The sequence below is a fragment of the Bifidobacterium colobi genome, from assembly GCF_018555455.1.
Classification (GTDB): Bacteria; Actinomycetota; Actinomycetes; order Actinomycetales; family Bifidobacteriaceae; genus Bifidobacterium; species Bifidobacterium colobi.
Genome location: NZ_JAFEJU010000009.1, coordinates 16,684 through 42,032 on the forward strand (window position 1 = coordinate 16,684; position 25,349 = coordinate 42,032).

The 25,349-nt window shown below is 60.6% G+C and carries 17 protein-coding genes and 1 tRNA gene; 5 read left to right on the plus strand and 13 right to left on the minus strand.

Translation table 11 applies throughout. From position 1 onward, the window contains the following. Nucleotides 1-117 precede the first annotated feature (117 nt). On the plus strand, nucleotides 118-828 hold the full coding sequence (locus tag JS530_RS09790; RefSeq protein WP_214376984.1) for an HD domain-containing protein: 711 nt from the start codon (nucleotides 118-120) through the stop codon (nucleotides 826-828). A 367-nt stretch (nucleotides 829-1,195) separates the two neighbouring features. Here JS530_RS09790 and JS530_RS09795 read toward each other — a convergent pair whose 3' ends face one another. The 8 genes from JS530_RS09795 to JS530_RS09830 form a co-directional block, all read right to left on the minus strand. Beyond that, on the minus strand, nucleotides 1,196-2,056 hold the full coding sequence (locus tag JS530_RS09795; protein ID WP_214376985.1) for a class II glutamine amidotransferase: 861 nt from the start codon (nucleotides 2,054-2,056) through the stop codon (nucleotides 1,196-1,198). 69 nt (nucleotides 2,057-2,125) lie between these two features. Beyond that, complete coding sequence (locus tag JS530_RS09800) at nucleotides 2,126-4,828, minus strand: KUP/HAK/KT family potassium transporter (RefSeq protein ID WP_342590072.1); 2,703 nt, start codon at nucleotides 4,826-4,828, stop codon at nucleotides 2,126-2,128. A 295-nt stretch (nucleotides 4,829-5,123) separates the two neighbouring features. Next, on the minus strand, nucleotides 5,124-6,080 hold the full coding sequence (locus tag JS530_RS09805) for a TatD family hydrolase (protein WP_214376986.1): 957 nt from the start codon (nucleotides 6,078-6,080) through the stop codon (nucleotides 5,124-5,126). A 99-nt stretch (nucleotides 6,081-6,179) separates the two neighbouring features. Next, a complete protein-coding gene (locus JS530_RS09810; RefSeq protein WP_214376987.1) occupies nucleotides 6,180-7,826 on the minus strand; it encodes an MFS transporter in 1,647 nt (548 codons plus the stop codon). After that, entirely contained in the window at nucleotides 7,823-9,109 is a 1,287-nt protein-coding gene (locus JS530_RS09815; protein ID WP_214376988.1) for a LacI family DNA-binding transcriptional regulator, read from the minus strand. Before JS530_RS09815 ends, JS530_RS09810 begins: the two co-directional genes overlap by 4 nt. Before the next feature lie 202 nt (nucleotides 9,110-9,311). Continuing rightward, on the minus strand, nucleotides 9,312-10,718 hold the full coding sequence (locus tag JS530_RS09820) for an MFS transporter (protein ID WP_214376989.1): 1,407 nt from the start codon (nucleotides 10,716-10,718) through the stop codon (nucleotides 9,312-9,314). A 127-nt stretch (nucleotides 10,719-10,845) separates the two neighbouring features. Beyond that, complete coding sequence (locus tag JS530_RS09825) at nucleotides 10,846-14,913, minus strand: fibronectin type III domain-containing protein (RefSeq protein WP_214376990.1); 4,068 nt, start codon at nucleotides 14,911-14,913, stop codon at nucleotides 10,846-10,848. Next, a complete protein-coding gene (locus JS530_RS09830; RefSeq protein WP_214376991.1) occupies nucleotides 14,910-15,236 on the minus strand; it encodes a hypothetical protein in 327 nt (108 codons plus the stop codon). Before JS530_RS09830 ends, JS530_RS09825 begins: the two co-directional genes overlap by 4 nt. Nucleotides 15,237-15,301: 65 nt before the next feature. Here JS530_RS09830 and JS530_RS09835 point away from each other — a divergent pair, with 65 nt between their 5' ends. Continuing rightward, nucleotides 15,302-16,633, plus strand: a complete 1,332-nt coding sequence (locus tag JS530_RS09835) for an ABC transporter substrate-binding protein (protein WP_214376992.1) — start codon at nucleotides 15,302-15,304, stop codon at nucleotides 16,631-16,633. A 101-nt stretch (nucleotides 16,634-16,734) separates the two neighbouring features. Here the strand turns inward: JS530_RS09835 and JS530_RS09840 are convergent, their stop codons facing one another. Both JS530_RS09840 and metG read right to left on the minus strand, forming a co-directional pair. Then, entirely contained in the window at nucleotides 16,735-16,905 is a 171-nt protein-coding gene (locus JS530_RS09840) for a hypothetical protein (RefSeq protein WP_214376993.1), read from the minus strand. A 525-nt stretch (nucleotides 16,906-17,430) separates the two neighbouring features. After that, the gene (gene metG, locus JS530_RS09845; protein ID WP_214376994.1) at nucleotides 17,431-19,305 is read right to left on the minus strand and encodes a methionine--tRNA ligase; all 1,875 of its coding nucleotides are present in this window, start codon (nucleotides 19,303-19,305) and stop codon (nucleotides 17,431-17,433) included. A 453-nt stretch (nucleotides 19,306-19,758) separates the two neighbouring features. On the opposite strand from metG, the gene JS530_RS09850 reads away from it, so the two are divergent. Both JS530_RS09850 and JS530_RS09855 read left to right on the plus strand, forming a co-directional pair. Further along, nucleotides 19,759-20,445: a hypothetical protein gene (locus JS530_RS09850; protein WP_240541187.1), complete on the plus strand. Its 687-nt coding sequence runs from the start codon at nucleotides 19,759-19,761 to the stop codon at nucleotides 20,443-20,445. Next, nucleotides 20,442-20,798 carry a variant leucine-rich repeat-containing protein gene (locus JS530_RS09855; protein WP_240541188.1) on the plus strand — a complete coding sequence of 119 codons (357 nt, stop codon included), beginning with the start codon at nucleotides 20,442-20,444 and terminating at the stop codon, nucleotides 20,796-20,798. Before JS530_RS09850 ends, JS530_RS09855 begins: the two co-directional genes overlap by 4 nt. Before the next feature lie 66 nt (nucleotides 20,799-20,864). Here the strand turns inward: JS530_RS09855 and rsmI are convergent, their stop codons facing one another. From rsmI to JS530_RS09870, 3 genes are all read right to left on the minus strand, one after another. Then, entirely contained in the window at nucleotides 20,865-21,902 is a 1,038-nt protein-coding gene (rsmI, locus tag JS530_RS09860) for a 16S rRNA (cytidine(1402)-2'-O)-methyltransferase (protein ID WP_342590073.1), read from the minus strand. 363 nt (nucleotides 21,903-22,265) lie between these two features. Then, nucleotides 22,266-22,338 (minus strand) — tRNA-Ala (locus tag JS530_RS09865). A 139-nt stretch (nucleotides 22,339-22,477) separates the two neighbouring features. After that, nucleotides 22,478-23,914: an MFS transporter gene (locus JS530_RS09870; protein WP_240541189.1), complete on the minus strand. Its 1,437-nt coding sequence runs from the start codon at nucleotides 23,912-23,914 to the stop codon at nucleotides 22,478-22,480. Nucleotides 23,915-24,167: 253 nt separating this feature from the next. Between JS530_RS09870 and JS530_RS09875 the strand changes: the two genes are divergently transcribed. Beyond that, nucleotides 24,168-25,271 (plus strand): FAD:protein FMN transferase, encoded by a 1,104-nt coding sequence (locus JS530_RS09875; protein ID WP_425350872.1) that lies wholly within the window; start codon nucleotides 24,168-24,170, stop codon nucleotides 25,269-25,271. The last annotated feature ends 78 nt before the right edge of the window (nucleotides 25,272-25,349 follow it).

Consider the following 25,349-nt stretch of genomic DNA (forward strand, 5'->3'; position numbering starts at 1 on the left):
AAATCAACCCCTTGTAAGCGAGATAGTCACGCTCAAAGCCGTATTGCAACTGGTAGAGCCGGCCTACGCGCTAATCTGGGGTGTAGTTAGGCTTATGGAGGACTGGAGCTGCGCATCATGAGCGGATATATTCCCACGCTGGAGCAGATTGACGAACTGCACAAGAAGATTGCCCCCTCGCAGGAGGCGTACGATCTGGTGCATACGCATTGCGTGATTGTGGCGACCATCGGCTGCCAGATAGTACGCCGGCAGAACGCTTTGTTTACGCGCCGTTGCACGCTGCCGGCCGGCGGCGAATCCTTGGTTCCCTCCCCCGACGGCGTGACTGGCGGCCAAGTGCCACCGCGGCTGCTGGACGAGCATCTGGTGCTTATCGGCGGCCTGCTGCACGACATCGGCACCTACAAAGTGTTCAAGCATGACGGCACCGACGGCGAACCGTTGAAGTTCAGCGGCAAGAAATATATTCTGCACGGGCTCAAAGGCTACGAGTACCTCCTGAGCGAAGGCGTGGACGAGTCGATCGCCCAGTTCGCGCGCAATCATACGGGTGTGGGCTTGAATCGTGAGGCCGTGATCGCACAGGACCTGCCGCTGCCGCCGGATGACTATGTGCCGGTGAATCTGGAGCAGGAAGTGGTGATGTATGCCGACAAGTTCCACAGCAAGTCCACACCGCCGAAGTTCCTGCAAGTGGATGCCTATACCGCCAAAGCCGCGCGATACGGCGAAAAGAACAAGCAGCGCTGGCTGGAGCTGGTGGCCAAGTACGGTGTGCCGGATATTCCCGCACTGGCCGAAAAGTACCATATGCGCATGGTCTGAGCGTGGTCTGCGCACGGTCTGCGCACGGCCTGCGCATGGCCTGTGCATGGCCTGTGCATGTGATTGTGCACGGTCTGTGCACGGTCTGTGCACGGTCTGCGCATGATTTGCGCCCTGCCGCCCGTCCCCACCTTCCTTGCCGGATTCCGGGGATTGCGTCGCAGAAACGCCCCTTTTGCAGCGGATTCCGGGGATTGCGGCGCAAAAGGGGCGTTTCACGATACGTTTCACGGCGGATTTCCCGGAATCTGGCCCTATTGGGCGCGGGGTGCGCGGGCCGCGCTCACGGGACGCGCGGGCCGCGCTCACGGGGCGCGGGACGCGCGGGAGTGCGCGAAAGCGCAGGGCGCGCAAAGCGGGCGCGGATTCAGATGGAGCGGAGGCGGAAGGTGCCGTTGCGGTTGGAGGCCACGATCATCTGATCGTTTTCCAGTTCGGTCCAACCGTTCTGGTCGTAACCGGATGAGCTCACGACCACGCCGGTCTGCTTGCCGTCCGCGTCGGTGAGCGCACGGTAGCGCATCACACGGTAGTCGGCGGCCTGAGCGCCGCGGCCGTACTCGTCATAGATTTCCACGATGCGCGGGCTGGTCTTCTCGCGACCGGCCGCGCACAGTGCCACCATCTGGTCTTCGGACTGGATGATGCAGTTGTAGCTGGACTTCGGGTAGGCCTGACGCAGTTCGCGCACCGCCTGTGCCACCGCTTCGTCGAGGGGGAAGCCGAAGCCGATGTATTCCAGAATCACCGCGAAGAAGATTGCGGAATCGGAGCGACCGCCGGTGGAGAGCAGCACGCTGTGATCCACTGGGTAGGAGCGGTTGGTCACAATGTTGCGACCGTTGGCGTCGGAGATATCGCCGTTATGCACAAAGCTCAGTCCGTTGGCATAGAACGGATGCTGGTTCTCCATGATGAGCGGCAGATTGGAGCTGGCCAGACGCAGGTGCCAGATGGCGCCGCGTGCCGGCTGAGCGGCCAGAGCACCGAACGTGCTGTCGAAGCGTGCGGCGACCGTGGACTTGTAGATTTTGACGCCGGTTTCCGGCGAGGGAGCGCCACCATCGCGCACGTACGGGGTTTCGGTAGGAGTGGCGAGCTGCGCCACGCCCCAACCATCATTGTGGATTTCCGAGAGGTCGCGGAAGTCCTCGACGTTCTTCACGCCGAGGATGTCGTTGAGACTCAGGTCGGTACCTGCCGTCGCGTATCCCAGTAATCTGCACATAGTATGACAATCTACCGGCGCAACTCAGCGACGTGCGGAGGCCGTTATAGGAGTTGCTTATAGAGCGTATTAGTGGCGCTTGGGACGAATCATGCGGGACACGATGGTCACGTCGGCCTGGGTGAAATCGGATTTGCCGGAGTGCTTCGAGCCCGCACGTCCGCCCGCGGCATCTGCCGAATCCATCGTGGATTCCACCTGCTTCACCAACTCTCCAAGCCCGGTGGTGGTGTCGAGCGGATTTGGAATCGCAGCCGGATCGGCCTTGCGCTTTGAGGGCAGCGGCACCGAACGCATCAGATCCGTGCGCTTCAGTCGCGGAGGCCGGCGCGTGGAAACGAACAGCGGTTGGACTTCAATCAGCGGATTGTACGGTGCCAAACCGAACCATTTGACCGGCGAGCCGGCCATATGGCGAATCGCATACTTGGCTTGCAACAGGAACGCACCGCGCGCGGACACTTTGGATTCCGGCATCAGCGCCTTGTGAATCAGCACATAGCGAATCGTGCCGATATCCGGATCCGCGTCCACCTTGGGGTAGAGCGACTGCTGCTTGGGCAGTTCGCCGGTTTTGGACAGGTCGTGCATGATCTGATGAATGTAGGCCGGAATCGACTGGGAAACCTTGAATCCCAAGCGAATGCGCACGCGGAACAGGAAGCTGGTGCCGAAATTCTCCACCGAGTATTCGCGCGTGAACGGATCGTCGGTCGTTTCCACGCTCACTGCCCACCATGCGCGGGCGCGCTTGGGATGGTCGGCGAAGATGGAGAAGAAGATGTCGGTGTCGAGTCGCTTGGTTTCCGCGTCGGAAGTCAGGTAGACGATGTTGTCCGCGAAGTACGGGATGCGGAAGTCACCGTGCAGCTTGTCGAGCGCGGGCAGAAAATCAGCCGGGCGCATATGGCGGCGCTGCGCACGTTCCAGCTTGGTGCCTTCGTTCCACGTATACATCACAAACAGAATGCCAAGCGTGAGCAGCATGGTGAACCAGCCGCCGTGCAGGAATTTGGCCATCGAGGCGATGAAGAACATCACCTGGATGGCAAGGAACACCACAGTGAACAGCAGTGCGCCGAAGTGGCGGCCGGCATACCACAGGTACACGCCGAGCAGCACGGTGGTGGTGATCATTGTGATGGTGAGCGCCAATCCGTATGCGGCGGAGATGTGTTCGGAATCCTTGAAGATGGCGAGCACCATCAGCGTGGAGGCGCACAGCACGCCGTTGACCACCGGAATGTACAGCTGGCCGCGCGTGCGGGCCGGGTAGCGCACCTGCAGATGCGGCATCCAGTTCAGGCGCGTGGCTTCGGAGACCATCGTGAACGCGCCGGTGATCAGGGCTTGGGAGGCGATCACGCCGGCGGTCACGGAAAGCACCACGGCAATGTAACGCACGTTCGGCGTCATCATCTGGAAGAACGGGTTCAGCGTTTTCATCGTGGTGTATTCGGGGTTGCGATTGTTGGCGAGCATCCATGCGCCTTGGCCGAAATAGTTGCACACGAGCGCCACTTTGATGAATGGCCAGGTGAAGTAGATGTTGCCGCGGCCCACATGGCCCATGTCGGAGTAGAGCGCCTCGGCGCCGGTGGTGGAGAGGAACACGGTACCCATCAGTGCGATGCCGGCTTCGTTATGCGGACTGAACAGGAATTGGATGCCGTAGATCGGGTTCAGTGCCTCGAACACGGTCCAATCATTGGAAAGATTGAACAGGCCGACTACGGCGAGGAAGCTGAACCAGACGAGCACAATCGAGCCGAACACGCGGCCAATGGATTCGGTGCCGCGCGACTGCACGGAGAACAGCACCACAATAATGACCACGGTGATCATCAGGGTCAGGCTGGGGTTCTCGTCAAAGAGCCGCTCGAGCGGAGGCAGGGTTTGCAGACCTTCGACTGCGGAGCTGATGGAGACAGCCGGCGTGAGCACCGAATCAGCGAGGAAGGCCGCGCCTCCCAGCATGGCCGGGATGGCAAGCCATGCGCCGTGACGGCGAATCAGCGAATACAGCGCGAAGATGCCGCCCTCGCCATTGTTATCGATTTTCATGGCGATGAGCACGTATTTGACGGTGGTGATCATCGTGATCGACCAGAAGACAAGCGACAGCATGCCGAGCACCGCGGTGCGGTCCACATTGCCGAGTCCGCCCTGGCCGGAGAGGAAGGTTTGCGCGGTGTAGAGCGGCGAGGTGCCGATGTCGCCGTACACCACGCCGAGCGCCACGATGGCCATGCCCCAGGTGATCTTGTTCGGCCCAGATTGCAGGCGTGCCCACCAGCGTCCGATGCGACCCTTGGACGCGGTGAAGGCGAGTTTCTCGGCCTCCTTGTTTTCGGCCTCGCGCTGTTTGGCGAGAGCTTCGCGCTCTTCTTTGGTGAGCGTGCGGCGGGAGACTTTCGGGGCTTTGGTGTACGTGTCGGCGCGGAGGAGTGCGGCTTCCTCTTGCTTCAGGGTTTTGGCTATCTGCTCGGCTTGGGTTGATTTGCTGGCGGCTGCGCGCTTGGCATTGGGCAGCTTTTGCTTGGGTTGCTTGGCCGGTTTGGACGGTTTGGCCGGTTTCGCCGGCGCGGTTTGATTGTTTTGATTGTTTTGATTGTTTTGATTGTTTTGATTGCTCGGTTTGGCTGGTTCACCAGACTGAGGCTGACGGGATGGTTTGGCTTGATTACTGGCTTCAGCTTGGGTGCTGGTTTCGCCGTCGGTGTGATTGTTCTGTTTTCGGGCGCGCGAAGATTGTTTGCTCGACTCAACCATACGTTCAGTCCTCCATACACGGGCCCCAACTTCATCCCGCGAGTTCACATTCATGCTCTGCTTGCAATATCGAACGATATGGTAGCGCCGTTGCGATTTCTTCGCAACTCGCAAAAACAGGGCAGCATGCCTAATTACCCGCCCGCGCTAGATTCCCCGAAATCCGTCACGACACACCCCGCATACACCCTCTTTTTTGCCGGATTCCCCGAAATCCGTCGTTTAGGGGCATGAAAACGGGCCTATTTCGACGTAATCCCCGGAATCCGATGCGACGGCGCGCACACGTCGCAGTTTAGATGCCGTACACCTCGCGAGTAGTGGTACGAGTGCCGCGAGCCACCTCGACAATCGACACATCCAGCGCATCAGCCATGGCCCGCAGTGTGTAGGGAATCATATACGGTGCATTGGTGCGACCGCGGTACGGCACAGGCGTCAGATATGGCGCATCAGTCTCCACCATCGCATGGTCGAGCCCAACAATCCGCAACGATTCGCGGATGCCATCGTTACCCTTGTAGCTCACGGTACCGGAGAAGCTCAGGTACCAGCCTTGCTCGCGCGCGATCTGCGCCATTTCAGCGTCGCCTGAGTAAGAGTGGAACACCGTGCGCTCGGGAGAACCGTCCGCCAGCAGGGTTTCGATGACTTCGCGATGCGAGTCGCGGTCATGAATCTGCATCGGCAAGCCCAGCTCCTTGGCGAGCGCGATATGCGCGCGGAACGCCTCGCGCTGCAGTTCCTTGGCGCCTTCGCCGGTGCGGAACAGATCCATGCCGGTCTCGCCGATGGCCACCACCTGCTCGGGGTAGTGCGTGGCCAGACGATGCACTTCGGCGAGCGCATCCTCGAAACTCGTGTCATGGTAAGGCTTGTATTTCAGGGGCAGTCCGTCCGGCCCGGGAACCCCGCGATGCCCGTGGAGCACGGCTTCGTTGGGGTGTATTGCGAGCGCCGCGTGCACATTACCTGGATGATCGATGGCCATCTGCACGGCGGTCATCAGGTGCGGCAGCTCGCAACCGCAGTCGATAATACCCCCAACGCCGACCGCTTGTGCTTGCGCGAGCAGCTGGTCCACATCGTAGACAGGTACGGGAGCCTGTCCTTTGGCCTGCGCTTCATGGTCCATGGCGCGCGCGAATGGCACTACGGAGGCCACGTGCGTGTGGTTATCGATGACTTGGATGTCTTCGGGCAGCGGCTCGGGTGCCGGCGCCCAGCTGCGGTCGCGGTGATGCTTGCTCATGATGCTCCAGTGTATCGGGGTGTTCCCGAATTTCTCTCACTGACTAACAGTCAGTGAGAGAAATTCGGGAACACCCCGGAACCCCCAGAACCTCAGCTATTACCGCCAGCATTGCTCGTATGGCAGGCCGGTCAGGTGTTCGACGATGCCGCGGGTTTCCGCGTCTACCTCGTTGCGCGCACCGCCGTTGCGCAGTCGCGTAATCTCAGCCAACACCACGGAATCAGTGTGTTTGTTGATCACCAGGTGCGCGGAGATAATCCAGCAGATGATCATGGCGAAGGCGAACCAGCCGAGCAGCACCGCACCCAAACCGATTTTGGCGGCGATGCTCTGCTGCGGCAGTGTGGCGTCGAATCCGACTGCGCCGAGCACAAGGCCCACGCCGATGGTGCCGATGCCTGAGCCGAGCTGACGGAACGAGGCTTGGATGCCGGCGAATGTGGCGGAACGGTATCGGCGGGTGATGATCTGGTCGATGTCTGCAATGTACGGGAACACGGCCCACGGCAGGTAGCCGCACAAGGATTTGAACGCGAAGAACCACAGTGCACCCACTACGGTGGCAATGGTCCACACCACGCCCGGCAGCACGCCGACCAGCATCCATGCGGCGAACATCCATGCCACGCCGATCAGGCAGCCGATGAAGTTGATGGCATACAGGCGTTTGGGCCCAATGCGCGTCATCGCCCAGCCGAATACCGGCATGAGCGGCAGGGAGATGGCCGTGCAGCCGAGCAGCAGCGAGGCAAACGCGGCCGTGTGATTCCAGTCGTAGACCACGAAGAACACGAACGTCTGCCCGAACACGTCCATCGACACCTGCACCAGCAGATAGATCGACAGGTGCTTGCGGAATTCCTTGACCCGCAACGTGGTGGCGTATTCGCGCAGCACTTTGCCTGCGCGCCGCAGCCATCCGCGCGCGCCAATCGGCCCTTCATGTTTCTCACCACGCGCATACGCGCCGAATCCCGCGGCTTCCGGACTCATCTCCCATGTGCTGCGCCAGCAGGCGAATACGGCGAGCGCGAACAGTACCGTCGTGGTAATCGTGAAGATCATGTAGCCGGCGGGCGTGCGTTCGCCGAAAATGGCGAGCACGGCGCTGCCGGCGAGCGGAATCAGCGTGGCCGCACCGGTGGAGATGAACATGCGCACGGTGGAGAGTTTCGTGCGACTGTTGAAGTCGGGCGTCATTTCGCCGGGCAGCGGATTGTAGGCGGTTTGGAACAGTTGCGCGAGAATCACCCAGAACACGTACACCGCGGCGTAGGCGGCGAGCGGCAGCCCCGGTATCCATAGGAAAACACCGACCAGCAGCATCGGACCGATGATCATGAGCAGGAAGCGGCGGCGGCCGAAACGCAGCCCGATGGTGTAGCGGTAAAGATTGTCGTCGAATACCCCGAACAGCAACGCGGCCACTGCACTGATCAGTGCGCTCAGGCCGATGACTGACTGCGCGGTGGCGATGGACATGCCACAGAACGTGGTCCAGAACAGGGACAGGTAGGCGGCGATGATGGTGAGCTGGCCGCCGCCGTAGAAGTCGCCGATACCGAAGCCGATGGCGTTGCGCAGGGTGATTTTGCGCACGCCGGGCTCATGCAGGGCTTGGCTCAGCGCTTGGCTGTCTGCTTCCGACTGTGCGCCACGGCTGGTTTCATGCAATGTTTCACGGACTGTTTCACGACTGCTGCGACCGGTTTCACGCAGTGTTTCACGCTTGCTGTCGCTCATTGCGCCCGCCTCTCCCCTACGGACCTGCGCACAATAATCGACGTGTCCACCAAAGTCACATTGGCGGACTGCTCGTCCTCATTGCGCACACCCAGATCCTTCAACTGTTCCATCAGCTGAGCATCCGCGGGATTTCGCACCGCGCCGGATTCTCGCCCGAGCAGCAGTCGCACCGCAGTCTGCCCCAACAGATCGCGCGGAATACGAATCGATGTGATCGGCGGAGTCACCACCGGGGCAATCAGCGTGTTATCGAAACCGATGACGGACACGTCGTCCGGCACGCGCACGCCGTCCGCAGTCAGACGCAGCACAATGCCGGCCGCAATCAGATCGTTATAGGTGATGACTGCGGTGGGTTTGGAATTCTCAAGCGCGAGCGCCGCCTGATAGCCGCCCTCGACAGTGGGGCGCACTGGTCCGATATGGTTCATGCGCAGGCCCATGCGCTGGCCGACATCGTGCAGGCAGGACCAGCGCGACTGATTGGCCCACGAGGTGGTGCCGGATACGTAGGTGACTGCGGTATGGCCGGCGCGGCGCAGCATGGTCAGCGCGCGTACCACGCCGATGCGAGGATCAGGCACCACGCTGGGCACGCCATCCACCGGACGATTCAGCACTACAAGCGGCACACGCTTGGCGTAGTTGCGGATGAAGTCGATGCCGGGCGAATCGGTGGCGAGAATCACGCCGTCAACCTTGCCGATCAGATGGGTGAGCAACTGTTGCGTGCGCGGTTGGGATTGGCCGGCTTCAATCAAACCCACCGCACTGCCGGATTCCATGGCGGCGATCTGCGCGCCTTTCAAGATCTGCGAGGAGATGCCGTCGGTGGTGTCTTTGACTACGAGTGCGATGACTCCGCCGCTGGTGGACGTGCTCACAGCTGTGGTTGAGCGGCTTTGGCTGGCAGAGTGGGCGAAGTTGGCAGGGCTGGCAGGGTTCGCAGAGTAGGCAGAGCTAGCAGGGTTAGTCGTGTAGGCAGAACTGCTGCGGGAGTGCGCGGCGGTATCGTCGGCAGTTGGCATGGTCGGCGACGGCTGCGGCTGCATTGGCGAGCGCTCCGGCACTGCAGCAGCAGCGGCAGCACTATGATGCTTGCGAGGATTCGGCCGGTAGCCGAGGCGTTCGGCGACTGCGCGTACCTGTTCCACGGTTTGGAAGTTCACGCGGTCAGGATTGCTGAATACGCGGGAGACGGTGGAGATGGCCACGCCGGCAGCGTCCGCCACGTCCGCCAGACGTACGCGATCGGTTGCCTTGCGCTGTTGCTGTGCCATCTCAGCCCTCCCCTGGTGTATTGCCTTCCACTATATATAGAAAAAGGCTCCCTCTACACGAGGGAGCCAATCAGCGCGAATCAGGCTTCAGCAGCCTTAGCTTCGACCAGCAATTGCTGACTGGCCTACGGCCAGGCTCATCATTACCTCACGGCTGTCGCCGTTCGGCCTCGGCTACAAACAATCCACTGGATTGTTTGTTTCACGCCTCGGCCTCGGCACGACGCTCGGCGAGCTCGGCCTTGATCTGGGCGAACTTCTTCTCGGTGACCGGGTAGAAGAACATGATGGCGGCGGAGATCACGAAGCCGATCAGCGGCACGAGGCCGGCGGCCAGGCGCAGGTTCTCGGCAACGGTCGGATCCTGAGCCACGTTCATGCCGGACTTGTAGCCGGTGAAGGCGAGGATGGCCGGGCCAAGCCAGGAGGTCAGGGCACCGAACATCTGGCGGAAGAAGCTCAGGCCAGCCATGGCGGCACCATCAGTGCGCTTGCCGGTCTTCCACTCGTAGTACTCAACGGTGTCGCCTTCCATGCCCCACACGTAGTTGCCGCAGAACTGGGCACCGATGGCGTTCAGCGCCATGCCCACGAGGGACAGCCACACGTTGGAGACGAAGATGAACATCACACCACCGATGATGCCGAGTGCGCAGCCGAGGTACCAGCCGCCCTTCTTGCCGAGGTGGCGGGCGATAACCGGGCCGAACGGGGAGGCGACCACGCCGATGGAGGCGTTGATCAGGGTGACGATGGTGGTGATGAGGGCCAGCGTGCCGGCGTCGGCACCGTTGGCGAGCACTTCCTTGGCGATGATCGGTCCGATGGAGCCCACGCAGGTGGCGATCAGGTAGAAGCCGGTGGCGAAGCACAGGATGAGCAGGGCCGGGTTCATGACGATGGCCTTCAGGGTGTCGATGAAGGAGACCTTAGGCTGGGTCGGCACATCGATCTGCTCGATGGTGGTCTTGTACAGGAAGACGTAGATCAGCGCGCCAACCAGGCAGAAGATGCACACGATCGGCAGCATGAGCTTGGCGAGAGCGGCCTGATCCTTCACGGTGTTGATGGCCGGAGCCAGGGTGAAGGTGACGATGAGACCGAACAGAGCGCCGCCGACCATACGGGCGGAGGAAAGACGCTGGCGTTCGTTCTGATCCTGGGTCATAGCGCCGAGCAGTGCGCCGTACGGCACGCCGCCCAAGGCACCGAGCAGCTGGTAGAGCAGGTAGGTGACGATGGCCCATGCCACCTTGACGCCCATCTCAGCGTTGGCCGGGATGGTGTACATCAGGGCGATGGCCACCATCATCGGCACGCCGAACATCACGACCAGACGGCGGAACTTGCCGTTCTTGTTCGGCTTGACGCGATCGGCGTAGTTGCCGGCGAGCAGGTACACAACAGCCTGGAAGAAGCGGGCGAACAGGAAGATGTTAGCGGTGGTCACCGGGTCGATGCCCATGTAGATGTAGTAGGTGGCCAGGAACATCGACATCATACGCCAGCCGATGTTGTTGGCAAGATCGCCGGAACCATAACCGACGATGTTCAGCCAAGTCAGCTTCTTTGGCGTCTTCTTGACTGACTGCGCTGTTGCAGTGCTCATAGTGCAGAACTCCTTAGTTCTTTCTTGTTATTGGACGGTGTGATGCAAGCCTTCCCTTGCACCACACCGCTCGCCGTTGCCTGGGCAGCGGCAAATCTTTGATTATTGGGCGCGCGTTGCGCGCGGTCTACTTGATGAGGCAGGGCAGGGACGGGCTGGACTCGGCGGACATGCCGATTGCGTTGACCGCGATCACGGATGCCGTGTAGTTGCCGGCGCTCAATCCGGACACGCTCTTGGCTTCCTCGCCAGCCTCGGCCTTGACCACCTTGACGGTGTTCTCGGTGAGGTTGCGCAAGGTCAGCACGTAGGAGGTAATCGCAGTGCCGCCGTCTGCCGGAGCCTTCCAGGTCACGTTCATCGTGTCGGCGGTGGAGGTAACGCCCGGCTTGTTCGGCTTGGCGGGCACGGCGGCCACGATGATCGGCTCGCTTGGCTCGCTGGCCGGGGAAACCTTGTCTTCGCCGCTGGTGGCTTCAATGGTCACCTGGTAGGTACCGCGGGCCACATCGGTGAAGGTGTAGGCGGTGGTGCCGGTCGGGGTCCAAGCCACTCGCTTCGGCAACGTGGAGTCAGCGGAAGCATCAACCGGGGTCAGATGGATGTTGGTGCCGCCCTTGCCGAAACCGGAGCGAGTGTCCACATCATTCCAGGAGACCGCCACGGCACCGGATTCCACGAGCAGTTCGGCAACCGGAGCCTTGGGCTGCGGCAGCTGATCGTCAACCTCGTTGGCGGTGTCGCGACCGACCTTGAAAGCTTGGTACGTGGCGCTTTCGCCTTCTCCGATCTCGTTGCGGCCCTGCACGGTGACGGTCCATTCGCCGGCCGGCACATCGCTGATCAGCGCGTAGGTATCAGTTCCGGTGACTTCGGCCGGGATGATTTCGCCGGCTGCGTTGGTCAGGGTGAGCTTGGTGCCGAGGATTGGCGAGCGGCCGTCGGAAGCGAACTTCCAGCTGACCTGCACGTCGTGAGACTGTACGGAAGCGGTCACATCGGTGGGCTCGGACGGAATGGCTGGCATGTGGGCATCGGCGTAGACGGCGATCTCCACGAGCTGCAGCGCGTACTCGTCATGTTCGTTCGGGTTGGCGCGCAGCTTGGAGGCTTCCAGCTTGACGAAGCGCACGTTGTCTACCGGAGCGAAGTCGAACGCGCGCGGCTTGCCGTTGGCGGGCAGTGCATAGTCGTGCTTATCGACCACCTTGGTCCACGCGTTGCCGTCGGCGGACACGGCGATGGTGAAGTCGACCGGGAAGCCTTGTCCCTGGTTCGGATCGAAAGCGCGGTGGCCTGCGGCGAACTCCTGCACACCGCCGACACCTTCGCCTTCGCCATGGAAGGCTTCGGCAACGGTACCGCCGGGGTTTTCGCCACGCGGGGCGAGCACAACCTGAGCCACAGTGGTCGGTTCGGCGAGCTTCAGGGAGACCCATTCGCTGTGGTTCTCCTTGGTCGGTTCGCTGGACCAGCCGAAGTGGTTGTAGTCGGCGTTGAATTCGCCGTCGACCAGGGATGCCACGGTCCAGCCGTAGCGCTCGGAGGAGGAGCTGACGCGCACGGTGGCGCCCAGGGCCTTGTTGGCGGCCTGGCACTTGCATGGCATCGTGCCGGCTACGAACTTCACGGTTACGGTCACGGTGTCGCCGTTTTCGCCGGTGTATTCGATCTGGCCGGTGTAGGCCTTGCCGGATTCGAGGCCGGCCACGTTCACCGTGTAGAACAGTTCTTGCTCGTGGCGCAGGTTGCCGGCGAGACGCTCGAAGCTGATGGAACCGTTGGCGTCATCCACCACGCGGGCGGTCCACTTTTCGCTCAGGGCGCCGCCTTCCTGCTTCAGGTGCAGGCAGTGCTTGACGTTGCGGGACACCCAGTCCACGGTGCCGAGGTCGATGACTTCGCGGCTGGCGCCGATCTTGGCGGGGGCCGGGCGGCCGATCCAACCGAGGAAGTTGTCTTCGGTGAACTTGAGCTTGCCGTTCTTGACCACGCTCAGGGTTTCGATGAGCTTGGATTCGTAGGTCTCCACCTCGCCCGGCACATGGATGGTGATGGGCAGTTCGGTGAATTCGCCGTGGTCCACGGTGATGGTCTTGGAACCGGATTCGACTTCGCGCACTGTGCCGTCCTGCGTGTTCTGGGCGGTCACCGTCCAGCGGACCTCGAGTTCAGTGCCGTCGACTTCCTCATCGTTGTAGACGAGCAGCGTGCGCTGGGAGGCAGTGCCAAGCTGGTAGATGTGGTGCGGCAGGCCGAGGCGCGGCTCCTTGTCGAAGTCCTTGTCGAATGCGGCCACGTCGGCGTAGGAGTTGGCGAAGTAGCGGTAGCCGTCGCCTTCGATCCAGCGGGCGTCGCCTTCGGCGGTCGGGTCGAACTGCGGGCGCAGCAGAGCCTTCGGGTTGAGGCCGTGCTTGGTGTGCTCCTGATCGAGTTCAATGACCTTTTCGATGTTGTCGTAGATGAACATCGACAGGCAGAACGGCTTCCAGTTGGCCATGCGCGTGGTACGCACGCCGCGGGTCACGCGGCCCACTTCGCGGCCGAAGTCGGCGCGGGAAATGGTGTCCGGGTTGCCGTTCAAGCGGCCATGGTAGATGTCCTTGATCGTGCCGTCTTCGGCGTACTGCGGGATGCCTGCGGTGGAGACGGAGAACTCTTCACCAGCGCCGAGCGGCAGGTCGCCGTCAATCTGGTAAAGATCGTAGATGTCGGGTGCGGAGGTCATGCCGGAGGGGTAGCCGCCGAAGTAGTGGCGGGAGTCCTCGTTGGTGATCGGCTTGTTGAAGCCATCGTTCATCACCAAGCGGGTCGGATCCTCGCGGTTGGCCGCAGCTTCCAGCGGCGGGATGAGGATTTCGGCGTCGTTCGGGTTCCATGCCTCGTTGGTGGTGGACCACAGCACGATGGATGGATGGTTGCGGTATTCGCGCACCCAGCGCTCCACCCATTCGGTGTAGTAGCCGATGGCCTCATCGGAGTAGTTGAGGTAGTACGGCGGATCGAGGGAGACGTTGGAGGTGGAGCCCGGGTTCCAGAACGCGGTTTCCTCTTCGAGCAGCATGCCGGTTTCATCCGCGTGGTCCATCAGCACGTGGGACGGCACGGAACGGATGTGGTTACGGATGATGTTGCAGTTGGCGTGGCGGTAGGCGTCGAGCCATGCCTTGGCCATCTCGTCCATTGCGTGGTTGTCGTCCAAGATCACGCCGTAGGAGTCGCCGATCTCGTTGATCAGATCGCGGTCGCCCTGGTTGAGCAGGCACAGGGAGTCGCCGCGCAGGCGAATCTTGACGCCGTTGATGATGTACTTGTCGCCTTCGCGCCAGAACTGGCGGAATCCGAAACGGTCGGAGTATTCGTGCACCGGCTTTGCATCGTCCGCGGCCTTGGAGTCGGCGATGGCGGCGTCCACGGTGTAGAGGAACGGGTCGGTGCGGGACCAGTAGTGGGCGGTCGGCCAACCCTTGGCGAGCTTCACAACCGTGCTCTCACCGGCTGCGACGTGCACATCGACGGGGTCGAAGGTGAGCGCCGCGGTTTCAGTATCACCCTTGTATGGGTGCACAGCGGCGGTGAGCTTCAGGTCGGCATCGGCGGCGGTGTGGTTGACGATGGTCACGTTCACGGCGAGTTCGTCGTCGGACGGATCAGCGTTCTTCTTGAGGTCCGGCATGATCTGCAGATCGTCGATGCGCAGCTTCGGCTTGGTGACAATTTCGACGTCTTCGCCAATGCCCACGCGGCCGACGATGTTCTCCACACCGAACGGGAAGAGCAGGCGATCCGGGCCGCCTTCGGTGGCCAGCGCGTCTTCCGGCAGTGCCTTAACGGACCAGACTTCGATGCGAATCTCGTTGGCACCGGGCTTGACCACGTTGTTGATATCGAGGTCGTACGGCAGCAGGGTCATCAGGTAGCCCTTGGTCGTGAGCGGGCCGACGGACTGGCCGTTGACGAACACCTTGCCGAGCGTGGCAAGTGCGCCGACGTGGAGGAACACGTCTTCGTCGGTGATGTTTTCCGGCAGATCCACGGTCTTGACGTACACGCCGTGGTGCAGGCCCTTCTCCCATTCGGCCGGGTAGCCGGTGGTGGCGGGCAACGAGTCCCACCAAGTCGGCACGACGATGTCATAACGCTCCTGCCCGCCGTTCGGGTAGAAGTCCCACACACCATTGAGGTTGAGCCTCATTGCAATCCCTTTCGATTCCTCATCGATTCTTCGGTCTTCATCGGGCTGTTGCGGTTGCGCGAGCCGATGGTTTCGACTGTCTTTTTCGGCCCAGCACCCGAGCAAACCGAAACCTTCTTCGGTTTCATCGGGGCGCTGCACCGAATCACATGGCTCACCATAGAAGCGTCACCACGTTTGCCGTTTTTTGCCATCCAAGTTTTGCGCAACTTTGCCAGTTTTTGCCATGCTTTGCCATCAGTCATCCCTGATTTTGCCGCGGGATATTGCCGCTCTTTGCCAATTGCACAAAAACTCTTGATTTGTGCAGTCTCGCAAGTCACACACAGGTAAAATCTGCGTTCGGAAGTTCTGCACATTGTCCAGTTCAACATCGGAGTGTCTGCACATGTCTCGTCTGCTTTGCCAAGTCACTAGGATTCGCACGGCTGCCGCCACCATCGCGGCACTGAGCCTGCTCGCCACCGCCGGATGCGGCAGCACCTCGAGCGAAAACAGCACCCACAGCAGCTCCGGCACCACCGAAATCACCCTGTGGACCTGGCAATCCACCATCAATGATTTCGTCACCGCGTTTGAGAAAACCCACCCGAACATCAAGGTCAAAGTCACCAACGCCGGCGCGAACGAAGACGAATACATGCAGCTGACCAATGCAATCAACGCAGGCCGCGGCATCCCGGACGTGGTTTACCTCGACTACAACGCCGTGCATCAGTTTGCCATCTCCGATCAGCTGCGCAACATCAACGATTACGGCTTCGGTTCGATTCGCGGCGACTTCACCAAGGCCGCGCAGAACAATGTGTCCGTTGGCGGCTCACCGTACGGACTGCCGATCTCCTCCGGCCCGATGGTGATGTTCTACAACCAGGACGTGTTCGCCAAAGCCGGCGTGACCACCGCGCCGACCACATGGGACGAATACCGCGCGGCCGCTGAGAAAATCGCCGCGCTGCCCGGCGACGCGCACATCGCCAACGACACGGGCGACGGCGGCTTCATCACCTCCATGCTCTGGCAGGCAGGCGCACAGCCGTTCAGCGTGGACGGCACCAACGTCAGCGTGAACTTCAGCGGCAAAAACGTGAAGAAATTCACCGGCATGTGGCAATCGATGCTGGATGCCAAACTCATCGACACCTCCACCACCGGCTGGACCGACGAATGGTGGCGCAAGCTGGACGACGGTTCTATCGCCACGATGTTGACCGGCGCATGGATGGTGTCCTCGATGCAGAAGAATCTCTCGCAGACCAAGGGTTCGTGGCGCATCGCCCTGATGCCGCAGTATGCAGCCGGCGAGCATACAAATGGCGAGAATGGCGGCGGCGCGTTGGCATTGCCCAAGGGCACCGATGACGCCAAGGCGAAAGCGGCGTATGAATTTGCTGAGTGGTTCGCATATGGCGACGGCGTCAAGGTCAATCTTGCACAAGGCGGATTGCCGCCGCTCAACACCGTGCTCACCGATAGCGATTGGCTGAACGAGAAGGATTCGTTCTTCGGTGGACAGGCCACGCATCAGGTGATCGCCACGGCTTCGAACGACGTGAGCACCAAGTTCGAATACCTGCCGTACATGGCCTACGCGAACTCGATTGCGGTCGACTCAATTGGTCAGGCGTATCACGGCAAAATCACCCTGCAGAACGCGCTCGTGCAGTGGGGCGATTCGCTGAAGACCTATGGGCAGCAGGAAGGGTTCACAGTGAAGTAGCGGTAATCCTGTTCGCAAAAACAAGTCAGATGGCCCGTATCTGGCACATATCTCATTGATTTGCGCCAGATACGGGCCATCTGTTCTGAGCTTATCGACCATCACATAAAGCGGTTCTTGATAAAACGAGCCACGGCATCAATCGCGGCACCGCCGATGGCAACCACTACCATCACGATGGCAGCCTTACCGAGCGTGCCGCCGGTCGCAATCAGAGCATTCTGCCAATCCGCAGCCAGTGCTGCACCAGCAATCACCATCTGATCCACCATGATCATACGTTCCTTTCCTCGCGACTTTACTGCGCTCTTACGGTTACGCTCTTACAGCATCCGCACCGCCGCACCAATCGCGGCATGAGCGCTTGCATGCCTCAGCATATGGTCATCAGTGATTGCCAAAATTTGCCACCCTCTGACACAGCCAGCCTTTGCCAAAATTTGCCAAACCGGATACCGTCGGCAACGCGTCGGGCTCCATGCCAAAAAAGAAACCCGGCGTTGGGGCGCCGGGTGAGAGAGAAGAGAGAAGAAGGGTTCAGTTATGGGGTTCGGAAAACCTCGCCATCGGTATGAACTTCATCCGTTGACATGTTCTAGTTAACCGCCCGTTCCTTGGCGATTCGATGTGCTTATCTGGGAGTTTTCTTGGCAAACTGTGTTGACTTTGTAACGCTACCCATCAGAATGCCGCACAATGTCCAATGCGACGCCCTCGAGCCCCATGCGCCAAACGGGTTTTCCGGATTTTCTCTCACTGACGCTTCGTCAGTGAGAGAAAATCCGGAAACCGATGCCTTATTTAGACTGTTCGGCAGCCAGCTTGGCCTTCTCTGCAGCCAAGCGCTCGGCTTCGGCGGCGCGGCGAGCAGCCAGCGCCTCATCGAAGCGAGCCAACTCCTCTTCCACGGCCTCGGTCGGAATCTTGGCGAAGATCGGCTTCGGCTTCGGCACCACTGCACCGACTTCGATCGGCTCGCTCTTCCACGGGTGCACGTTCACGCCAAGCTTGTAGTCGCCGGTGATGATCGGGTACTTGAAGCCGGGCTTGTCGAGATCCTCGACTTCGCGCAGCTCAGGCAGCGGGGAGAAAGTGCCGGTACCGCCGAGCGCCTCCCACACCTTCTGCGCGGAGTGAGGCAGGAACGGGGCGAGCAGATGGTTCGCATCAGAGACGGCCTGGGCGGCGACATGCAGCACAGTGCCGAGGCGAGCCGGGTCGTCCTTAATCTTCCACGGTTCGGTGGCGGAAATGTACTTGTTGATGTCGCCGACGATGCGCATGGCCTCGGCCAGTGCGTGCTTCTGATGATGGGTTTCGATGGAGGAGCCGACCACGTCGAATGCAGCAGCGGTTTCTTCCAGGAGACCGCGATCCTCGTCGGTCATGGAATCCTCGTCCAGAGCCGGAATCTGGCCGAAGTTCTTGTTGATCAGGTTGGCCACGCGGTTCACCAGGTTACCCCAGGAGGAGGCGAGCTCCTCGTTGTTGTGACGCACGAACTCAGCCCACGTGAAGTCGGAATCGGAGGATTCCGGGCCAGCCACGGAGATGTAGTAGCGCACGGCGTCCACGGGGTAGCGGGCGAGAATGTCCTTCACGTAGATCACGATGCCGCGGGAGGAGCTGAACTTCTTGCCTTCCATGGTCATGAACTCAGAGGCCACGACCTGCTCCGGCATGTTCAGCGGACCCATCGGGCCGGTTTCGCCGCCCTTGGAGCCTTGGCCGTTGTAGGCCAGCATTTCAGACGGCCAAATCTGAGAGTGGAAGGTGATGTTGTCCTTGCCCATGAAGTAGTAGGCCGGGCAGCTCGGATCGTTCCACCATTCGCGCCACTTCTCCGGGTCGCCCTGGCGGCGAGCCCATTCGATGGATGCGGACAGGTAGCCGATCACAGCGTCGAACCACACGTAGAGCTTCTTGTTCGGGTTGTCGATCCAGTCCTTGACCGGCACCGGGATACCCCAGTCAATGTCGCGGGTGATGGCGCGCGGTTTGACTTCCTTGAACAGGCCGAGGGAGAAGTTGATGACGTTGGTACGCCAGCCCTTGCGGGTTTCCAGCCATGCCTTGTTGGCTTCGGCGAGCGCCGGCAAATCGAGGAAGAAGTGCTCGGTCTGTTCGAAGCGCGGGGTTTCGCCGTTGATCTTGGAGACCGGGTTGATCAGCTCGTCCGGATCGAGCTCGTTGCCGCAGGCGTCGCACTGGTCGCCGCGAGCGCCTTCGGCGTGGCAAATCGGGCATTCGCCTTCAATGTAACGGTCCGGCAGGGTGCGGCCGGTGGATGGGGAGATGGCCACCTGCTGGGTGCCCTTGTAGATGTAGCCGTTCTTCAGGCACTGCTTGAACATCTCCTGCACCACGTGCTCGTGATTGCCGGTGGTGGTGCGGGTGAACAGGTCGTAGCTCAGACCGAGGTCACACAAATCCTTGGCGATCACGCGATTGTAGCGGTTGGCGAGCTCCTGCGCGGAGAGGCCTTCCTTCTCGGCTTCCACGAGGATCGGGGTGCCGTGCTCATCGGTACCGGAGACCATGAGCACGTCATTGCCTTTCATGCGCTCGTAGCGCGCGTAAACGTCGGACGGCACACCAAAGCCGGCGACGTGGCCAATATGACGGGGGCCGTTCGCATACGGCCAAGCAACATTCACCAAAACATGACTCATAAACCCCGATTATCCGGCGTACAGGGGACACGTTGGGCATAGAGAACGCGAGAGCGTTCGCCCAACGTGTGCGAGGCGACAACCGAGCCAGAAAAACGTGGGCGAAGCCCGACCATAATTGCCGGACCACGCCGCATAAAAGACAGTCCAGTGGGCTGTCCAGCGAACGCACACTCAGCGACAACCGAGCCAATGGCTCCCTCTGATGAGGGAGCTGTCAACGTAGTTGACTGAGGGAGAGATCTGCGAGCATCAGCTCATAAAGCAGTACAGTCTCGCCGTAGACGAGTCCGCAATCACAGGACCGTACCGCGATTACCCGCAATCACTACACCCCACCCAAATATCCACCGACTTATCCACAATCCTGACCTCCCGACCAAAGTTATCCACTTATCCACCGTTTTCGCCAAGCCGGTGGCGCGCAACGCGGAAACGTGCAACTGTGGAATCATGAGTACTTCAAATCGTTCAAAGAAGAACGGCGTTAACACCGTCACCATCAGCACTCCAGGCGCGGGAGCCGCCGCCGGCAGCCGCACACCCACAGCCCAGCCGAGTGTGCCGCCCATCCTGCACCTCTCCGACCTACCCGGACCGCTGAGCATGAATCTGCTTGCCGAACTCGGCACCATTCATAAGCTCGACGAAACCTGCGCCTACTGGAGCGAGCATGCCAACACACTCTACGGGCGCGCCTCAATCATGTCCGCAATCGCACCGTTCGGCACTGTGGCTTGCACGCGCACTGCCGCTTGGGTTTGGCTCGGCGGCGGCGACTTTCCCGACACCATCGACGTAATCTCCACATCGCATTTTCGCGCTGCTGTAGCCGGCCGCCGCATCCGCGTATTCAAACGCCTCACGCTGCCCGAACAAATCATGAAAATCGGCGACCTTGTTATCACCACACCCGCTCGCACCGCCTGTGATCTGGTCATGGCTCCCGAAAACGGCCCGGATCCATCCGTGGCCAATACGTTGGTCTGTCAGCTTATGTCGGCTTACGAATTCCGCCCGAATGACTGCCTGCAAATCATCCGGGAACATCGCCATCACAAGTATGCGGCGCGCGCTAAGGAATTCTTCAATGCCGTGCAGCGCGAGATCAACGATTCCGCTACAGAACGGTACGCATGATGGGACGATTCTGGCATCGCGCAAGGCAGCAGCCGACGCATCGTTTGCGCAAACTTCGGCAGTCGCATAGGCTTCCGCAGCATCAAGAAGACTCAGCATCCGCGCTGATTTCGGATATGACGGCACCGCCGAATCCACCGATTCCGCTCACGCCGCAGGTGGCTTGCTCGCCGGATACTGATGCTGATGTGCTTTGGTATATTGCACAGCACGTGCCGGAACTGCGCCGCTGGGTCGTCGCGAATCCGACGGCTGATGCCGCTTTATTGGAATATATTTCCCAATCCGGCGGGCCTGGCGTGCGGCAGGCGCTTGAGATACTGCTGGAATCGCTGGAAGCGGAAGCCCGGTGATTCTGCGTCGTAAATCACGCAGCACCGCAGGCAGTATTGTCAACGATGCGTCCGCATGCGCTCAACTCAGCTTTTCATTGCCAACACTGCCGAGTACACCTGCTTGCGATTGGCTAGCGAACCGTCCGGCAGCGGATGTTCCTGCACCACTTGGGCGATGGCGTCTTTGATACGCAGACCATCCTCAAGCGCGCGGTCGATAGCGAGCACCGCCAAATCCTCCACACTCAACGTATTCGGCGCCGCAGCCTCGGCCTCCTCATTGGATGCGCCGCCAATAACCAACACCATTTCTCCACGCGGCGGATCATCAATCACACTCTGGCGAATCTCGCTGATAGAGCCGCGGCGAATCTGCTCGTAATCCTTGGTCAGCTCACGGCACAATGCCATCGGACGATTCGGGCCGAACGCGTCCAACAGGTCATCCATCGAATCGGCGATGCGATGCGGCGTCTCGTAGAACACAATCGTGCGGCGCTCCGGCAGCAATGCGCGCAACGCTTGCACACGTTCGGAATGCTTGCGCGGCAGGAATCCTTCATAGCAGAATCGATCGGTAGGCAAACCGGACAGTGCGAGCGCGTCCAGTACTGCGGAGGGACCGGGCGCACAGGTCACCGGCAATCCACGTTCGATGGCGCGACGAACGATAGCCAGACCTGGATCGTTGATGGTGGGCATGCCGGCGTCGGACACCACAAGCACCGTGGCACCGGTTTCCACCCGATCGAGCAGACCGTCGGCTTTGCTGCGCTCGTTGTGATCGTGGTAGGCCACCACGCGGCCGGTCACATACACGCCGAGTCGGCGCGCCAAATCATAGAGGCGACGCGTGTCTTCCGCGGCCACGATGTCCGCGCGCTCCAGCAGCGCCACCAAGCGGGCGGAAGCGTCACCGATATTGCCAATCGGTGTGGCGGCGAGTACCACGGTACCGGCTGGAATGTTCACGGCTGCGGCGCGGGCGTCTGCAGAATCCAGCGCTGCAGTATGCGCGTCGGCTCCGCTTGTCTGTTCTTGCGAAGCTGCGAAATTCACTGATTCAGACTGCTCGGCCGCATCATTGGTCATATCGCCTGCCATATTCTCTGCGCTTGTCATACTTCCAGTATTCCCCACCCCACGGAGTTAGCCGGTTTTTGGAGGCTTTCTGGCTTACAAGGGGTTGATTTGAGCCGCACCGGAGGTCTATCTGCGTTACAAGGGGTTCCTCGCCAAGTATGTAAACCGCAAAAACGGCGGAATGACGGTATGGCAATGGCTTATATGCGGCATATACGAGCCTCCACCAACCCCTTGTAGAGCAGATAGATGTTCCGAGAAGCCAAAATCAACCCCTCGTAAACGAGATACGACTCTTACTGTCCGTCAGCGTAGCAAATCATGGACGTCAGGAGCGTTTCCGATGGGAAGGATGCAAAAGAAAAGGGCCGCTCGCGGTGGAATGAATGCAAGCGACCCAAGTGGAGCTGACGGTAGTCGAAACCGCGACCTCTTCGATGCGAACGAAGCGCTCTACCAACTGAGCTACAGCCCCTTGGTCTGTTGCCTTGCTCCGCAAAGCAACTCGCAACAATATAGTACGAAGTGCCGTCAAACGCAATTCGAGGTCGGGTGTGGCAGAGCAGGAGCGGCCGAGGGGCCGTCGGCGCGAGGCCAGGCACTACTGGCCCAGACTATTGCCCCAGCACGGCCAGCACTTTCTTTTCGTTGTAGAACGCGAACACAATGCCGCCCAGGCCGCACAGCACCGCAGCACACACGGCGGCGATACGGTAACCGGCGCCGGAGGCCATACCGATCGTGGAGACACCGGTGAACAGCAGCATGGCCACGGACTGTCCCATCTTCATTGCGAACGTGCGGGCAGCGTAGAACATGCCTTGGCGATCCTGACCGGTGGTCTTGGAGCTGGCGTCGGCGATATTCGCCACGATGGCTTGCGGCAGGATGCCGAACGCGGCCATCGGAATCGCACCGACCACCGAGAGGATCAGGCCCTGCGTCATGGCCGGCAGGAAGCCGAGAGCGCCCGAGCCAAGCGCGCCGGCGAACGCGAACGCGCAGGTGAAGATCACGAACGCCACGAGCAGCAGCCGCTTCTTGCCGACTTTATTGGCCAGAATGTTGACCGGCACGTAGAACAGTACGGAAACGCCGGTCATGAGCACGAAGTAGATGGTCGTGGTGGTTTCCGGCAGTTTCAGCAGGCTTGTGACGAAGAACGGCAATCCGGTTTGGAAAGTGGTGATGGCCACCCAGTAGACCACGTCCGAGCAGACAAACTTGCGGAATTCGCCGTCGCCGAAGGTCTGCTTCAGTGATTCGATGGTGGATTCGGAGGTGGGCTGGGAGTTGACGTAGTCCTTCTCGCGGATGGCGAGCGGCGGCACCAGCATGCATACGAATGCGATGGCGGCCATGATGGTGAAAGTCACGCGAATGGCGGTGATGCGGCCAAGTCCTGGCACTAGGCCACCCCAAATCACTGGCGCCACGTAGGCGATGGCGGTACCGGCCACCCAGGTGAACGAAATGGCGGTGGAGATGGTGAGCTGCTGCTTGGAATCATGGCCGAGCTCGGCGATCAGCGCGTTATATGGCGTGCAGTAGAACGTGAGTGCAATGTAGTAGCCGATCACGGTGACGAAGAGGAATGCGCCGTTGATCCAACTGGTGCCGTTGATCGGACTCCAGAACACAAGCACGGTGACGATGGCGAGTGGTGCGGCTGCGAATTTCAGGAACGGCATGCGACGGCCGGCTTTGGCGTTGCATCGGTCGGAGAGTGAGGCCACGGCCGGATCCACGAATGCATCGAAGAATCGCGCGAATGCGGTGATGCCACCCACTACGGTCACAATGCCGAGTACTACCAAACCTTGCGGCACAAAGACAGTCTGACCTTGGCTGATGGTCTCTTGGTCGGGCTGGTAGAAGTACACGAGCCAGTTGGAGATGATGCCGGAAAGCAATGCCCAGCCGAACTGGCCGATGGCGAATGCCCAGACTTTGGCGAGCGGCAGGTCTTTGATGGCCGGCACGCCGACCCCGGCACTTCCCGCAGCAGCATCAGTGTGCGTATCAATGGAAATTCGATCAGAACCGCTCATAGCCAAACCTCCTTGTTGACACTATGTCAATAGCAGTGTATCACCGCAAGCCCGGCCAACACTCGAGCCTATTACGATGGTAGGCATGACCAGCCTCGATGAACAGCTGCCACACACGATGGCCTTCCCGCACGCGCTTGGTACGGGACTGATAGTGCAATCCACGGCATCTGCGGAGACGCCCATCGCCATGCCTTCGCTGCTGTTCGGCGGCACCGCGGCTACTGGCCAGTCTGGCCAGTCTGGCCAGTCGATGGCGAACGACCAAACCGTCACGCTGTACGATGCCATCGATATTTTCATCGACACCTACGAGTCCGCGCTCTCCCGTTTCCGCCCGAGTTCGCTGGTCTCGCACATGCGCACAGCCCAGCACGGCGGCACGTTCGATTTCCCTGATTGGTGCGCGGATTTGTTCGATTGGTATGACCGACTGTTCGAGGCCACCGAGGGCGCCATCGACCCATGCGTGGGCGAAGATCTGATTCGACTGGGCTACGACGCCCACTATTCGTTTACTGTTGCGCCGGATGCGCTCGGATATGACACCGGTGGTGCCGCATCCGACACAGCACCTTCGCGCAATACAGCTTCCGGCACGGCCAACGAATCACACCTCGGAAACACGCCATATGAGAGCCACTTGGGTGCGATTCATGGCCGTCCAACGTGGCGCAATGATGTGGAGCGGCATGGCGAACGCGGCACAACACTGGTTACGCACGGTCCGGTTGCTCTTGATTTCGGCGCATGCGGCAAAGGGTATGCGGTGGATCTGATCGCAGGGATGCTCGCCCCGCATACTGATGCCTTTGTGATTGATGCGGGTGGTGATCTGCTGATTCGCATGGATGCCGGTTCGCCGATCACCATCGCCCTCGAAGATCCTGCGGATCCAACCCGCGCAGTGGGCACTGCTGAACTCAACGCCGGCGCGTTCTGCGCGAGCGCGCCCAGCCGTCGCCACTGGGGCGAGGCGGCCGGCCATCAACTGCATCATCTGCTCAACGCCATTGACGGACTGCCGGTGGAAGACGTGGCGGCCACATGGGTTGCGGTCGCGCGGAATACGGGATTGGTTACAACCCCAATCGGTCAGCATTCCAACGCCTTATCAAACGCCTCTGGATTCGGTATCACCATGGATCACAGTGCGCAATCCACCGGCAGCGGCAAACCGTTATCGCACGCACATCACGCTAATCCAACTGCGATTGCCGACGGCTTGGCCACTGCCCTATTCACGACTTCAGCCGAGCAATTGCGGCGCTACTTCGACTTCGATTGCGCGATTCTCAACGCCGACCGCACCGCCGCCCAGTCCCCCAACTTCCCAGGCAGCTTCTTCACGCGCTAGCCCTCGGAATTATCAGCACCTAGCGGGGCAACATCTCGAGCCAGCCGAGATTACGCCCCGCTGAATCTCAAGCCAGCG

What these genes read in the sequence shown, in the direction of transcription:
- JS530_RS09790 (WP_214376984.1), top strand. Translation starts at nt 118, where the DNA reads ATGAGCGGATATATTCCCACGCTGGAGCAGATTGACGAACTGCACAAG.
- JS530_RS09795 (WP_214376985.1), bottom strand. Translation starts at nt 2,056, where the DNA reads ATGTGCAGATTACTGGGATACGCGACGGCAGGTACCGACCTGAGTCTC.
- JS530_RS09800 (WP_342590072.1), bottom strand. Translation starts at nt 4,828, where the DNA reads ATGGTTGAGTCGAGCAAACAATCTTCGCGCGCCCGAAAACAGAACAAT.
- JS530_RS09805 (WP_214376986.1), bottom strand. Translation starts at nt 6,080, where the DNA reads ATGAGCAAGCATCACCGCGACCGCAGCTGGGCGCCGGCACCCGAGCCG.
- JS530_RS09810 (WP_214376987.1), bottom strand. Translation starts at nt 7,826, where the DNA reads ATGAGCGACAGCAAGCGTGAAACACTGCGTGAAACCGGTCGCAGCAGT.
- JS530_RS09815 (WP_214376988.1), bottom strand. Translation starts at nt 9,109, where the DNA reads ATGGCACAGCAACAGCGCAAGGCAACCGATCGCGTACGTCTGGCGGAC.
- JS530_RS09820 (WP_214376989.1), bottom strand. Translation starts at nt 10,718, where the DNA reads ATGAGCACTGCAACAGCGCAGTCAGTCAAGAAGACGCCAAAGAAGCTG.
- JS530_RS09825 (WP_214376990.1), bottom strand. Translation starts at nt 14,913, where the DNA reads ATGAGGCTCAACCTCAATGGTGTGTGGGACTTCTACCCGAACGGCGGG.
- JS530_RS09835 (WP_214376992.1), top strand. Translation starts at nt 15,302, where the DNA reads ATGTCTCGTCTGCTTTGCCAAGTCACTAGGATTCGCACGGCTGCCGCC.
- JS530_RS09840 (WP_214376993.1), bottom strand. Translation starts at nt 16,905, where the DNA reads ATGGTGGATCAGATGGTGATTGCTGGTGCAGCACTGGCTGCGGATTGG.
- metG (WP_214376994.1), bottom strand. Translation starts at nt 19,305, where the DNA reads ATGAGTCATGTTTTGGTGAATGTTGCTTGGCCGTATGCGAACGGCCCC.
- JS530_RS09850 (WP_240541187.1), top strand. Translation starts at nt 19,759, where the DNA reads ATGAGTACTTCAAATCGTTCAAAGAAGAACGGCGTTAACACCGTCACC.
- JS530_RS09855 (WP_240541188.1), top strand. Translation starts at nt 20,442, where the DNA reads ATGATGGGACGATTCTGGCATCGCGCAAGGCAGCAGCCGACGCATCGT.
- rsmI (WP_342590073.1), bottom strand. Translation starts at nt 21,902, where the DNA reads ATGACAAGCGCAGAGAATATGGCAGGCGATATGACCAATGATGCGGCC.
- JS530_RS09870 (WP_240541189.1), bottom strand. Translation starts at nt 23,914, where the DNA reads ATGAGCGGTTCTGATCGAATTTCCATTGATACGCACACTGATGCTGCT.
- JS530_RS09875 (WP_425350872.1), top strand. Translation starts at nt 24,168, where the DNA reads ATGGCGAACGACCAAACCGTCACGCTGTACGATGCCATCGATATTTTC.